The organism is Rhizobium oryzihabitans, from assembly GCF_010669145.1.
Classification (GTDB): Bacteria; Pseudomonadota; Alphaproteobacteria; order Rhizobiales; family Rhizobiaceae; genus Agrobacterium; species Agrobacterium oryzihabitans.
Window position 1 is genome coordinate 1,022,341 of the sequence record NZ_CP048632.1, and the last position, 13,077, is coordinate 1,035,417.

Annotated in this window: 11 protein-coding genes and 2 pseudogenes; 11 read left to right on the plus strand and 2 right to left on the minus strand. The window is 60.4% G+C overall.

Annotation, left to right across the window (positions count from 1 at the left end; all coding sequences use genetic code 11):
• The first annotated feature begins 131 nt into the window (after positions 1-131).
• The 6 genes and pseudogenes from G3A56_RS05475 (at position 132) to rarD (ending at position 3,992) form a co-directional block, all read left to right on the plus strand.
• The gene (locus G3A56_RS05475; RefSeq protein ID WP_082184046.1) at positions 132-500 is read left to right on the plus strand and encodes an endonuclease domain-containing protein; all 369 of its coding nucleotides are present in this window, start codon (positions 132-134) and stop codon (positions 498-500) included.
• Complete coding sequence (locus G3A56_RS05480; protein ID WP_082184045.1) at positions 497-970, plus strand: GFA family protein; 474 nt, start codon at positions 497-499, stop codon at positions 968-970. Before G3A56_RS05475 ends, G3A56_RS05480 begins: the two co-directional genes overlap by 4 nt.
• Entirely contained in the window at positions 970-1,434 is a 465-nt protein-coding gene (locus G3A56_RS05485) for a GFA family protein (protein ID WP_082184044.1), read from the plus strand. Before G3A56_RS05480 ends, G3A56_RS05485 begins: the two co-directional genes overlap by 1 nt.
• Positions 1,431-1,916, plus strand: a complete 486-nt coding sequence (locus G3A56_RS05490) for a GFA family protein (protein ID WP_082184043.1) — start codon at positions 1,431-1,433, stop codon at positions 1,914-1,916. Before G3A56_RS05485 ends, G3A56_RS05490 begins: the two co-directional genes overlap by 4 nt.
• Entirely contained in the window at positions 1,913-2,869 is a 957-nt protein-coding gene (gene pip / locus G3A56_RS05495; protein WP_082184042.1) for a prolyl aminopeptidase, read from the plus strand. Before G3A56_RS05490 ends, pip begins: the two co-directional genes overlap by 4 nt.
• 216 nt (positions 2,870-3,085) lie before the next feature.
• Positions 3,086-3,992 (plus strand): annotated as a pseudogene (gene rarD, locus G3A56_RS05500) (EamA family transporter RarD).
• 149 nt (positions 3,993-4,141) lie between these two features.
• Here rarD and G3A56_RS05505 read toward each other — a convergent pair.
• Positions 4,142-5,901 (minus strand): annotated as a pseudogene (locus tag G3A56_RS05505) (peptidoglycan D,D-transpeptidase FtsI family protein).
• A 242-nt stretch (positions 5,902-6,143) separates the two neighbouring features.
• On the minus strand, positions 6,144-6,764 hold the full coding sequence (locus tag G3A56_RS05510) for an LOG family protein (RefSeq protein WP_065115288.1): 621 nt from the start codon (positions 6,762-6,764) through the stop codon (positions 6,144-6,146).
• Between the two features lie 156 nt (positions 6,765-6,920).
• On the opposite strand from G3A56_RS05510, the gene G3A56_RS05515 reads away from it, so the two are divergent.
• The 5 genes from G3A56_RS05515 to G3A56_RS29295 all read left to right on the plus strand — a co-directional run bounded on the left by G3A56_RS05515 (position 6,921) and on the right by G3A56_RS29295 (position 12,983).
• Positions 6,921-8,924 (plus strand): LysM peptidoglycan-binding domain-containing protein, encoded by a 2,004-nt coding sequence (locus tag G3A56_RS05515; protein ID WP_082184039.1) that lies wholly within the window; start codon positions 6,921-6,923, stop codon positions 8,922-8,924.
• Between the two features lie 110 nt (positions 8,925-9,034).
• Complete coding sequence (locus G3A56_RS05520) at positions 9,035-10,921, plus strand: ABCB family ABC transporter ATP-binding protein/permease (protein WP_082184038.1); 1,887 nt, start codon at positions 9,035-9,037, stop codon at positions 10,919-10,921.
• A 166-nt stretch (positions 10,922-11,087) separates the two neighbouring features.
• On the plus strand, positions 11,088-11,786 hold the full coding sequence (locus G3A56_RS05525) for a phosphatidylserine decarboxylase (protein ID WP_003496881.1): 699 nt from the start codon (positions 11,088-11,090) through the stop codon (positions 11,784-11,786).
• Positions 11,787-11,809: 23 nt separating this feature from the next.
• A complete protein-coding gene (pssA, locus tag G3A56_RS05530) occupies positions 11,810-12,679 on the plus strand; it encodes a CDP-diacylglycerol--serine O-phosphatidyltransferase (protein WP_082184037.1) in 870 nt (289 codons plus the stop codon).
• Positions 12,680-12,851: 172 nt separating this feature from the next.
• Complete coding sequence (locus G3A56_RS29295) at positions 12,852-12,983, plus strand: hypothetical protein (RefSeq protein ID WP_004440985.1); 132 nt, start codon at positions 12,852-12,854, stop codon at positions 12,981-12,983.
• The last annotated feature ends 94 nt before the right edge of the window (positions 12,984-13,077 follow it).

A 13,077-nucleotide genomic window follows, 5' to 3' on the forward strand; every position in this document is an offset into this window, starting at 1 on the left:
GCGATTGACCTCCCCACCTGTGGGGGAGATGCCCGGCAGGGCAGAGGGGGGCCGACGGTCACCACAATCCGCTTGCGGTTTTGAGTTACCTCAACCAATCTAAGTTGAGGCACTAAACAGCGAGCCAAATCATGCCGCATGCAGACGTCGATCCGATGCATCGCCATTATGCGAAGCAGATGCGTAAAGTCATGACGGATGCCGAGCTGAAGCTCTGGAATGCCATTCGCGCTCATCGCCTTGAACGACTAAGTTTTCGCAGACAAATGCCGATTGCCGGCTTTATCGTTGATTTCGCCTGTTCGGATCATCGTCTGATTGTCGAGGTCGACGGTTCTCAACACACATCTGAAGCGGCACTGCGCTACGATCAGACAAGAACTGCGCGGCTTCAGGAAGACGGCTGGACAGTCCTCCGTTTCTGGAACGAGGATATCCTCAGAGACATCGACAATGTCTGTCTCCACATTATCCGAACGGTGAAGGAGGACCGACCATGACGACATATACCGGCGGGTGCCAGTGCGGCGCGATCCGTTTCCGTGCAACCGGCGACCTGAAAGACAGTTCCATCTGTCACTGCCGCATGTGCCAGAAGGCTTTCGGGGCCTATTACGCGCCGCTGGTCTCCGTACGCGACGTTGAATTCGAATGGACGCGCGGTGAGCCGAAACGCTTCCAGTCTTCCAGTGTCGTCAAGCGCGGTTTCTGCCCCGAATGCGGCACTCCGCTGACCTATGAAGCGCCTGACGGTGTGGCGGTGGCGGCCGGGGCTTTTGACGATCCCGCCGCGCTGCCCCCAACCATTCAGTGGGGCGTGGAACGCAAGATCGATTTCGTCGACACGCTTCACACGCTGCCTGCCGTTGCCACCGAAGACGACCTGACGCAGGTTGATTACCTCGCCGATCTCGTTTCCTACCAGCATCCCGACCACGACACTGAAAACTGGCCACCGGAGAACAGATGATGAGCGAAACGGGATTTTCCGGCGGTTGCCAGTGCGGCGCCGTGCGTTTCCATGCGGGCACGCTCGGCCGGGCCTCCATCTGCCATTGCCGCATGTGCCAGAAACATTTCGGCAATTTCTTCGGCGCGCTGGTCAGCGCCGATCAGGCGCATCTGACCTGGACACGCGGCCAGCCGGCCCTCTTCCGCTCCTCGGGAAAAATCCATCGCGGTTTCTGCAACAAATGCGGCACGCCGCTGACCTATCATTATCCCGGCGGCGTGGAGATCGCCATCGGCGCCTTCGATGAGCCCGAGCGGATTGAGCCGCAGGTGCAGGTCAATTTCCACAGGCGCATGCCGTGGATCGAGCAGCTGTTCGGCAAACCGGCCTTGGAACAGGGCGTGGACGAGGCCGAAATCACCTCCTATCAGCACCCGGATCACGACACCCAGGTCTGGCCGCCGGAAGACGAGCGCGCATGAGCGGAGCCGAGGGTTTCAGCGGTGGATGCCAGTGCGGCGCGGTGCGTTATCGGATAGGAGGCGGTCTTCGTTATCCGCATCTGTGCCATTGCCGCATGTGCCAGAAGGCATCGGGCAATTATTTCATGCCGCTTGCCGCAAGTACGCTTACGCAGTTTGAAATGACCCGCGGCGAAGCGGCATGGTTCCAGTCCTCCGATCACGTGCGCCGCGGCTTTTGCGGCCGATGCGGCACGCCGCTGTTCTACGACATGCCGGGCGCCGATTTCATCAATATCACCCTCGGCTCGCTGGACGAGCCGCAGCGGGTAAGGCCCGAGGCGCAATCCAATCTCGCCGGCAAGATGCACTGGTTCGGCGCACTCGATGGCTTGCCGGTCGAGCCGGAACCTGCAACGGATAACCCTCCCCCTCGGGTGAACAATTGCCAGCACCCGGACCATGATACGGCCGAATGGCCAGCGAAGGATGATGACCCATGACCGAAGAATTGCGCGGCTTTTACCCCGAGATAGAACCGTTCGAGACCGGCATGCTCGATGTCGGCGACGGCCACACGATCTATTGGGAAAGGGTGGGCACACGGGGTGCTAAACCGGCGGTATTCCTGCATGGCGGTCCCGGCGGCGGGGTGAACTCCACGCATCGCCGCGTTTTCGATCCCGCCCTTTACGACGTCATCCTGTTCGATCAGCGCGGCTGCGGCCGCTCCAGGCCGCATGCGGAGCTTGAAGCCAACACCACATGGCATCTCGTTGCCGATATCGAAAGGCTGCGCGAACTCTGCGGCTTCGAAAATTGGCTGGTTTTCGGCGGCTCCTGGGGCTCGACGCTGGCGCTCGCCTATGCCGAGACCCATCCCGACCGCGTCAGCGAACTGGTCCTGCGCGGCATTTACACCGTCACCAGGCCGGAACTGGACTGGTATTACCAGTTCGGCGTTTCCGAAATGTACCCCGACCGCTGGGAAAACTTCATCGCGCCAATCCCGGAAGCCGAGCGCGGCGGGATGATGCAGGCCTATAACCGCTATCTCACCGGCACCGACGAGGCAAAGAAGCTGGAATGCGCCAAGGCATGGAGCCAGTGGGAAGGCGCGACCATCGCGCTCGTGACGGATCCTGACCGTGTCGAGGATTTCGGCGAGGACAAATATGCCATTGCTTTCGCCCGTATCGAGAACCATTTCTTCGTGAATGGCGGCTGGCTGGAAGAGGGGCAATTGCTGCGCGATGCCGGCAAACTCCGGGATATTCCCGGTGTCATCGTGCATGGACGTTACGACATGCCCTGCCCGCTGAAATATGCCTGGCAGCTTGCCAAGGCCTGGCCGAAGGCGGATTTCCATATCATCGAGGCCGCAGGACATGCCATGAGCGAGCCAGGCATACTTGATCAGCTGATCCGCGCAAACGATCGGTTCGCAGGGAAATAATCAGCTCTTTCAGTGGCTTGAAGCGGCCGGATGAGACAATGATTCATATGAATTGTCGGGTGTGGGTCATCCGGCCGGTCACGACGCCGCCTGTTTCAACGGCAAAGCGCCTTTTATTCATGCAGTTTTTCTCATGAACCCTTCACGGAAATGAATTGGCTCCCGCCACACCGATCCGCTATGAAAGGACCATCCGAACAATTTGGCGGTACTCCCATGGCACTCGACAAAACGCTCCCGGCCCAAGAGGGCGGCGACAGCGCGCGCGGTTTTGCTTTCGCGCTTTCCGCATATCTGCTGTGGGGTTTCTTCCCTCTACATGAAAGCGGTCGCGCATATCTCGCCGATCGAGGTCATCGTTCACCGCGTCATTTGGTCGGTGCCGATCGCAGCGGCGGTGCTGATTGCACTCGGGCGGACAACGGAAATCAGGGCGGCGCTGAAGAACCCGAAAATGCTGGCCATGGCGAGCCTCACGGCCGCTCTCATCAGTATCAATTGGGGCGTCTATATCTGGTCGATTGGCGCCGGCCGCGCGCTTGATGCCGCCCTTGGTTATTTCATCAATCCGCTGTTCAGCATCTTCCTCGGCGCAGTGCTTCTGAAGGAAAAACTTTATCCGGCGCAGATCGCCGCCATCGTTCTGGTGGCGCTTGCGGTCGCGATCCTCACCTGGCATGCGGGTAGCCTGCCATGGGTTTCCATTGTGCTGACCGTCTCCTGGGGTTTTTACGCCTTCTTCCGCAAGACATTGCCGATTGGTGCGACACAGGGCTTTCTGCTGGAAGTCATGCTGCTGTCCATCCCGGCCGTCCTGGTCATGGCATGGCTGGGCTTCAGTGGACAGGCGCATTTCATGGCTGGTAATGCGACGGACACCTGGCTTCTGGTCGCCAGCGGCCTCATCACCGCCGTTCCGCTCATTCTTTACGGCAATGGCGCGAAACTCCTGCGGCTGTCGACCATTGGCATCATGCAATACATCGCCCCGACGATGATCTTCCTGATCGCCATTTTCATCTTCAAGGAGCCTTTCGACATGGTGCGGATGGCGGCCTTTGCGATGATATGGATGGCGCTGGCGATCTATACCGGTTCGAGCCTGCTACGGCTCAAGCGGTAAGGAAGTACGTCGAAGTTTCCCTCCCTCATTCCTGTGCTTGTCACAGGAATCCAGCCGATGCGCGTCTGCGCAGCGGATAGAGTCCTTTCACCCAAAGACTTGGGCTGGCTAGATTCCTGTGACAGGCACAGGAATGAGGGAAGTGGAAGTCAATAATCCATCAGCAATTCCGGTGCAGCTTCATAACCGAAACGCGGCTTGACGCCGAGAAGTGCCGCCGTCTGGGTGACGATTTCGCGGATCATCGGTGCTGCCGTCGAGGCTGCCGTACGGCCGCCGTTCTCACCCGTCTTCGGCGCATCGATCATCGACAGGACCACATATCTCGGCTTGTGCATCGGAAAGGCGGCAACGAAGCTGTTGAAGTTGATGTCCTTGGCATAACGGCCGTTGATGACCTTGTCGGCGGTGCCGGTCTTGCCGCCGACGTGAAACCCATCGACCTGCGCACGCCTGCCCGAGCCCTTGATGCCGTTCCAGTTGAAAAGATAACGCATGTCGGCACTGGTTTTGCCATTGATGACGGCCCGGGAAATCATGACGGCCTCCTCCCTGGAGCGCGACAGGAAGGTCGGCGAAATCAGGTTTCCGCCATTGATGAGCGCTGCGGCGGCAACCGCCGTCTGCAGCGGCGTGGTGGCGATGCCGTGCCCGAAGGAAATAGTGACGGAATTGATCTTCTTCCACGCCCTCGGCTGGGTGGGCATGGCGACGCCGGGCATCTCCGTCTCCATCCGTGAAAGAAGCCCGAGTTTCGTCAGGAACTGCTGGTGGCCTTCGACGCCGACCATGTCGGCGACCGCCGCCGTGCCGATATTCGACGAGTACTGAAACACTTCCGGAATTGAAAGCGGGCGGTTCCTGCCCAGAAATCCTTGATGGTGAAACCGCCAATGCGGATCGGCCGCGTCGCATCGACCACCGAATTGAGCGTGATCGCGCCTGCATCCAGACCCATGGCCAGCGTGAAGCTCTTGAAGGTGGAACCCATCTCGAAGGTGGCGTTGCTCATCCGGTTGAACCAGCCTTTTTCATACTCCCTGTCGATGCTGCCATCGGCAAGGGTACGGGACGGTTCGTTCGGATCGTAGTCCGGCACCGATGCCATGGCCAGCACTTCGCCCGTTTCCACATCTACGATCACCGCACCCGCCGCTTCCGCCTGATAGTCGGTTTTCGCCTTTACGACGATCTCCCGGACGATGTTCTGCACCCGCAGATCGATCGACAGTTTCACCGGCTCCAGCGCCACGCCGCTCGCCAGACCCGTCGCGCGCAGATCAGCCAGCCCCTGCTGGTCGAGATAACGCTCCATGCCGGCAAGGCCCTGATTATCGACATTGACGTGGCCGATGATATGCGAGGCCGTGGGGCCGCCCGGATAAAAACGCCGCTTTTCCGGCCTGAAGCCGATGCCCGGTATGCCGAGGTTCAAGATATCCGCCTGCTGCCGGGGCGTGAGCTGGCGTCGCAGCCATTGGAAGCCGCTGTCCATACGCAATCTGCGATGTGTCTCGCGCCAGTCGAGATTGGGAATGACGGTTGCGAGCTTTTCGACGACTTCATCGGCGTCCACGACCCTGCGCGGATCCGCATAGAGCGACACCATGTTGAGATCGGTCGCCAGCAACCGGCCATTGCGGTCCACAATATCGGGGCGGGATGCGACTGCGGTCGCGCCGCTATTGATCCAGGCGGTCGTGACAGGTTCGGCAAAACCATATTGAACAAGGCGCGCGGCAACCACACCATAAAGGACCGCGAAGACCGCGATGAGCAGCCCGAGCCGCATTTTCGCATCGACCCTGTGGCGGGCGGCGGAGCCGAGGATGGCCTCCCTGCTGCGCAGCGGACTTCTTTGAATAATGAAATGCGCCCGGCTTTTTAGCCGCACCACAAAAGCAATCATTTCCGATAACACCCACGCTCTTGGCGGCGAAACAAATTTCGCGGTCAACCAACGCCTTGTTGACGCTGGCACAGGATCGGTCACGGGGCCATGAAAAGAGCGGGCGGGGCAATGCCGCAGTTAAAACTGTATTAATATACACTTAAAATTATAACGAACCGCGTGGCGGCTCGTTAACGCTCTTTTGCTGAGTGATGGAGATCGTTACCCCGAAACCGCTGCCCCCGCTGGGGCCGCATGGATCATAGGCGGGATATGACCGAAGGATCGCCTTCAGGGTTCTGCTGCGCCAGCGCCCGGTCGATGATGGCGGGCACGATGTCCTTCACCTCGTCGATGACCAGCGGGTTCAGAAGATGGGCGCGGTGAATGAAGCCCTGGTCGCGCATGTGCTGCACCAGTTCCAGCATCGGGTTCCAGAAGCCGTTGATATTGGCGAAGACCATCGGCTTGGCGTGACGGCCGAGCTGCGCCCAGGTCATGATCTCGACGATCTCTTCCAGCGTGCCGACACCGCCCGGCAGCGTCACGAAGGCATCCGAGCGCTCGAACATCATATGTTTGCGCTCATGCATGTCCTTGGTGACGACAAGCTCGTTCAATTGTCCGAGAGAATGGCGAGTCGCCTCCATATCGACCAGAAACTCCGGTATGATGCCGGTTACTTCGCCGCCATTGGAAAGAACGCCGCTGGCAACCGCACCCATGATGCCCTTGGTGCCGCCGCCATAAACGAGGCGAATGCCGTTTTCGGCAATGGATTTCCCAAGCGCGCGGCCGGCCTCCATGTGAGCCGGATCACGTCCGGGCTGGGAACCGCAATAAACGCAGATGGATCGAATCGCTGTATTTTTGTCCGTCATGAGGGGAAGGAACAATGCAGGATGCGGCGCGTCAAGAAAATTTGGGAAATCCCTTGCAAATGTGGCCTTTTGCCCACACGCCGCTTGTCTGGGGCAAGGTAAGACGCTAGCAATCTCAACTTGTGTGAAACGCTTGAAATACCCGGAGATTCCAGGATGAAAAACAATAAAGCCGGTTTGCTGGCGCTGATCGTGTTGGGGATTGCGTCCCTGCTCATGATCTTTTTCGTCCTGCCGAGGATTTCCAATGACGGCAAACCGATCGGCGACGCCATCAACGAGGCGGGCAATGCCGTGAAGAACAGCGTCGAAATGGGCAGCGACAAGGCCGGAGACATTCTGTCCGACGCCGCCCAGGAGACCGCCAATATTGCCGACAAGGTCGGGCGTCTCGCCGCTTCCGCGACCCAGTCGATCAAGGATCTGACCACGCTTTTCGCCGATAGCAAGGTTCCTTCCGACGCCGATTTCGCGACAGCGCGCAAGAAGGTCGAGGCATCGCTCAAAGAACTGACCAACATCGAAATTCCTGAAACGCTGGATGAAACCACGTCGCGGCTGATCACCACGGCCCGTTCGGCGGCCGAACGCACCACGGCCTTCCTGCGCGGCCTGCCCGACAGTGCGGCGGCGGCGGCAGCACAGGTCCGTCGCCTGGCAGGCGTTTTTGCCGGCACCGATGATGGCGCAGCCCAGCCGGCACAGCCCGCAGGGGCCCCCGCACCCGGCGATGCCGCCCAGGCCACGCCCGGCGCGCCGACTTTCGACGTGCTGCGCGTCGAGCCGGATGGCTCAGCCGTTGTCGCGGGCAAGGCACAGCCCGGCGCGAAGCTCGAAATTCTCAGCAACGGCAAGGTAATCGCGCAGACGACGATCGACGGCACCGGTGATTTCGCCGCCGTCTTCGACAATCCGCTGCCACCGGGCGACCATGAGCTGGTGCTGCGCTCGACCGACGCGAGCGGCAAGGCGACGCAATCGGAAGAAGTCGCAACCGTTTCCGTGCCCGAGAACAAGGCGGGCGAGCTTCTGGCCATGGTTTCCAAGCCCGGCAAGGCAAGCCGCGTGCTCGCAATGCCTGAGGCCGCACCTCCAGCCCTTCAGCCCCAGCAAGCCGCGCAATCGCAGCAGCCTGCGGCAACCTCCGAAACAGGCGCCAGCAACACGCCCGCCCCTGCTGCCGGCGTCATGGCTCCGGCCGCTGCCCCGCTGACGTCAACCGTTCAGGTCAGCGCCGTTGAATTCGAAGGGTCGAAGATTTTCGTTGCCGGTTCAGCACCTGCTGCCTCGACGGTGCGTGCGCTGGTCGACGACAGGGAAATCGGCAAGACCACCGCGGAAGCCTCCGGCCATTTCGTCATCGAGGGCGATGTCGATCTGACTGTTGGCAGCCATATCATCACCGTCGAAGAGCTGAATGCCGACGGCACGGTTAAGGTGCGCGTGCGCGTTCCTTTCGAGCGTCCGCAGACTGATCAGGCAACCGTCGCCATGCAGGCACCTCCCGCCGCCACTGCAACGGCTGCGCCGTCTGAGAACCAGAGCACAGCCAGCGACCGCGCCGCTTTCGAAAAACTGCGCACGGATATCGCCAAGGCCTTCGGCATTCTTTCCAATCTCTACAAGGATCAGGCCACACCTGCGCTCGACCAGGCGATTGCCGGCCGCTCCGCTGTGGTGATCGGCCTGAAGTCGCTCTCCGAATTCCGCACCGCTGCCGCGACCGAACCGGCCTTCACCGCCTTTGCAGGCGACATTGCCGCCAAGGCACGTCAGCTGCTGACAACGGTCGAGGCATGGCCGAACGACGTGGCGGCAATCGGCAAGGGCATCGCTTCGCTCGCAAGCCGCCTTGCCGAACTCCACATCACCGCGCCGCCCGCTCCCGCGCCGCAGGCGCCGGCCGGTCCGCAGACCTTCGAGCAGGCGCCGCTCGCCGAAAGCCAGAACAGCGTCATCATCCGCCGTGGCGATACGCTCTGGCAGATTTCGCGCCGCGTTTATGGTCAGGGCGTGCGGTACACCACGATCTACCTCGCCAATGAGGACCAGATCAAAAACCCTGACCTGATCGAGCCCGGCCAGATTTTCGGCGTGCCGAAGGAGGCGCTGCCAAATGCTGAAGAACTTCACCGCAAGCGGCTGAAGGGCGGCTCCTGAGCATTTGAAGCGTTGCGGTGAACCCGCGGCGACCCTATCTGTGACACGCGCGGCGGCTTGAGCAAAGCCGCCGTCCTGCTGTCGGCTTCCGGCAGTGACCGGAGAGAATGATGGCCACGAAGAAAAAAACCATTTCGGCGGATTCCAGCAATCCGACCCAGACGCTGATCAATCTCTGGCCCTATATGTGGCCGGAGGGCCGCTGGGACCTGAAGATGCGGGTGGTGTGGGCGACGATATTCCTTGTTGTCGCCAAGCTGGTGCTGATTGCCGTTCCCTATTTCTTCAAATGGGCGACGGATGCGCTGAATGGCAAGCTCGACATGGCAGGACTGGTCCCGGCCTTCCTGCTCGGCGCGGTCGCGCTGGTCATCGCCTATAATCTGACGCGGCTGATCCAGGTCGGCCTCAACCAGCTGCGCGATTCACTGTTTGCAAGCGTCGGCCAGCATGCGGTGCGCCAGCTCGCCTACAGAACCTTCGTGCACATGCACCGGCTTTCCCTGCGCTTCCATCTGGAGCGCAAGACCGGCGGGCTTTCGCGGGTTATCGAACGTGGCACCAAGGGCATCGAAACCATTGTCCGCTTCACCATTCTCAACACCGCGCCAACCTTCATTGAATTCCTGCTGACGGCGATCATCTTCTGGGCGTCCTACGGCTTTTCCTATGTGCTGGTCACGGTCATCACCGTCTGGGCCTATATCTGGTTCACCGTCCGGGCCAGCAACTGGCGTATCGGCATTCGCCGCGCCATGAACGACAGCGATACCGACGCCAATACCAAGGCGATCGACTCGCTCCTGAATTTCGAGACCGTCAAATATTTCGGCAATGAAGAGATGGAGGCGAAACGCTTCGATGTCGCCATGGAGCGTTACGAAAAATCGGCGATCTCGATCTGGACCTCGCTCGGCTGGCTGAACTTCGGCCAGGGCGTGATCTTCGGTATCGGCTCCACGATAATGATGGTGATGTCGGCGCTGGCCGTGCAGCGCGGTGAACAGACCATCGGCGATTTCGTCTTCGTCAATGCGCTTCTGCTGCAGCTTTCGGTGCCGCTGAACTTCATCGGATTCGTTTATCGCGAAATCCGCCAGGGCCTGACCGACATCGAACAGATGTTCGAGCTTCTGGAGGTCGAGGCCGAGGTTACCGACAGGCCGGATGCAAAACCGCTCGCCAGCGGACCCGGCGCCATCTCCTTCCGCGATGTGCATTTTGCCTATGATCCTGAAAGGCCGATTTTGAAGGGTGTCTCCTTCGATGTGCCGGCAGGCAAGACGGTGGCGATCGTCGGGCCTTCGGGTGCGGGAAAATCGACGATCTCGCGTCTGCTTTACCGTTTTTACGATATTCAGGAAGGTGCCGTCACCATTGACGGGCAGGACATTCGCGACGTGACGCAAAAGAGCCTTCGCTCGGTGATCGGCATGGTGCCGCAGGATACGGTGCTGTTCAACGATACGCTCGCCTACAACATCCGTTACGGCCGCCCTTCGGCGACGAATGAGGAGGTCACCGCGGCAGCGGATGCGGCGCAGATCAGCGCCTTCATCGGCAAGCTGCCGGAAGGTTACGCCACCATGGTGGGTGAGCGCGGCCTGAAGCTTTCCGGCGGCGAAAAGCAGCGCGTGGCGATAGCCAGAACCATTCTCAAGGCGCCGCCGATCCTCATCCTCGATGAGGCGACCTCGGCGCTGGATACCCATACCGAGCAGGAAATCCAGAGCGCGCTCGATATCGTCTCGAAAAACCGCACGACGCTGGTTATCGCCCACCGCCTCTCCACTGTTATCGGCGCTGACGAAATCATCGTTTTGAAAGAAGGGCTGATCGCCGAGCGCGGAACACATGCCTCGCTGATGGCGCAGAACGGGCTTTATGCCTCGATGTGGAGCCGCCAGCGCGAGGCGATCCGGGCGGAGGAGAGGCTGCGCCATGTTCGCGAAACCGACGACCTTGGCGTGGTGGACCGCGGCGAACCCGCGCATTAACCGGCAGAAACCCCGGGGAACTTGGGGCGGCACAGCAACCGGGCCATTGCCGGGCGGGGCGTTTGGCTGTAACCAGCTAGGCAAAATTTGTCGCATTGCCGTATGGATCGTGTCGTATCACGACTACATATAGACGCGGCAGACGAAAACCGGAGCAAGGAATCTCATGAATCTGTTCGACACCATTCGCAACACCATCGTACCGATCCACAAGGAAGGTTATGTCTTCGTCGCCGCCTTCTTCGTCGCATCGCTGGTGCTCGGCTGGATATCCGAACCCCTGTTCTGGGTCGGCCTCGTACTGACGGCCTGGTGCGCATACTTCTTCCGCGATCCCGAACGCGTGACGCCGCAGGATGACGACCTGATCATCAGCCCTGCCGATGGCAAGGTCTCCGCCATCCAGACCGTCGTTCCGCCGCTGGAGCTGGAACTCGGCAAGGAGCCGATGGTGCGCGTCTCGGTCTTCATGAATGTTTTCAACTGCCACGTGAACCGCGCGCCGGTGCGCGGCCGCATCGTCAATGTCGCCTACCGCCCGGGCCTCTTCCTCAATGCGGAAGTGGACAAGGCGTCCGAAGACAATGAACGCAACGGCCTCGTCATCGAGACCGCACATGGCAAGGTCGGCGTGGTGCAGATTGCCGGCATGGTCGCCCGCCGCATCGTCTGCTGGGTCAAGCCGAATGAACCGGTTGATGCCGGCGAGCGTTTCGGTCTTATCCGTTTCGGATCGCGTCTCGATATCTTCCTTCCGGAAGGTTTTCAGCCCCGCGTTTCGGTCGGCCAGACGGCGATTGCGGGTGAAACCGTGCTCGCCGAATTCGGCTCCGCCAAGGGCCCGGTCGTCAGCCGCCGCGGCTGACGAAAACAGGAAGGGCATGCGCCATGGAAACGCCGATCTCGGAGCCACAACAGAACGGAAAAGCTGAGGGCCGCAACGATAGCGGCCGTGGGCCTCGCCTGAGGGAAATTCCCTTTCGCCTCGTGATACCCAATCTCATCACCGTTCTGGCCATCTGTGCGGGCCTGAGCGGCGTGCGCCTCGCCATCGAGGGCCGCTTCGAGCTGGCCGTCGGCATGGTGCTGCTCGCCGCCTTCCTCGACGGTATTGACGGGCGCATCGCCCGCATGATGAAAGCGACCTCCAAATTCGGCGAACAGATGGACAGTCTGGCCGACATCGTCAATTTCGGCGTCGCCCCTGCCCTCGTGGTCTATGCCTATCTGCTCGATCAGGCGCGTTCGCTCGGCTGGATCGCCGCCCTCATCTATGTCATTGCCGCCGGCCTGCGGCTGGCGCGCTTCAACGTCATGATCGAGCGGCCGGTGAAGGCACCGTGGCAGAATGAATTCTTCGTCGGCGTGCCTGCGCCGATGGGCGCGATGCTGGTGCTTCTGCCCGTTTATCTCGGTTTCCTCGGTGTCGAGCCGGACAAGCCCTTCGCTTATGTCGCCGCCGCCTATACCGTGCTGATCGGTTATCTTCTCATCAGCCGCCTGCCGGTCTGGTCGGGAAAATCCGGCACAAGCCGCATTCGCCGCGATCTGGTGCTGCCGATGATCCTCGTCGTCGTGCTTTACGTGGCAATGCTGATGAGCTTCACCTGGGAGGTGCTGGTTCTGACGGTGGCCGCCTATCTCGTCTTCATTCCCATCAGCGCCCGCCTGTGGCACCGCCGTTACGGCACGCTGACGATTGAGGAAGACGCGCATGACGACGCCAATGGCGGCAACGGCCTCGATCGCGGTATTTGAAACCGCAGGTATTATTTTTCTCCCGCGAACCAGCGTTTGACGTGACGCAAAATGTCGCAGCCCGAAAAGCGGGCTTCGTCTTCTTTCGCCTCGAATCCGTCAAGATTACCCACGAAAGAAGTGGCTCACACGTATCGAAACGGCGATTGACGTGAATTGTGGAGAAAGAGAAATGACGAACGAGACGAAGGCACAGCCGCAGGCGAAGCCCGACCTCAAGAGCCACTACCGACCGCTCGGACTGAAGGCCGTTGCGGCCGCAGCCCTGATGCTGAAGCGCAAACCCGCCGCCAAAACCGCCTGAAAACATTCGCTTTTCTTAAAAGCACACCATCCAGGGCCTGGCAGGACTTGCGATGGCAACGGTCAATCCGAAAAACATCCGGATAAATGTGCGG